The sequence below is a fragment of the Paucilactobacillus oligofermentans DSM 15707 = LMG 22743 genome, assembly GCF_001434315.1.
Lineage (GTDB): Bacteria > Bacillota > Bacilli > Lactobacillales > Lactobacillaceae > Paucilactobacillus > Paucilactobacillus oligofermentans.
On the sequence record NZ_AZFE01000008.1, the window covers coordinates 1 to 278 of the forward strand.

Here is a 278-nt window from a genome sequence, read left to right on the forward strand (position 1 = left end):
ATCACCTATACAGCAGATAAGCAAAAAGGTAGTGTCAGCTACGTTGATGATACGACTGGAAAAACTTTAAAGACGGACTCAATCTCAGGAACAACGGGTTCAAAATCCAGCTATAGTACCAGCGGTAGCATTGCCGATTATAAGAAACAAGGGTATGAGTTGGTCACCGATGGCTATCCAGCATATTTGACGTTCGACAATGATGACACAACTGATCAGAATTTCACGGTTCACTTGAAGCATCGGTTGACGCCAGTGAATCCAACGGATCCACAGAC

The 278-nt window shown here is 43.9% G+C and carries 1 protein-coding gene; it reads left to right on the plus strand.

Annotation, left to right across the window (positions count from 1 at the left end):
* Positions 1-278 (plus strand): mucin-binding protein (locus tag FC70_RS09315; RefSeq protein WP_420835982.1); only part of this gene is annotated, 278 nt, incomplete at both ends.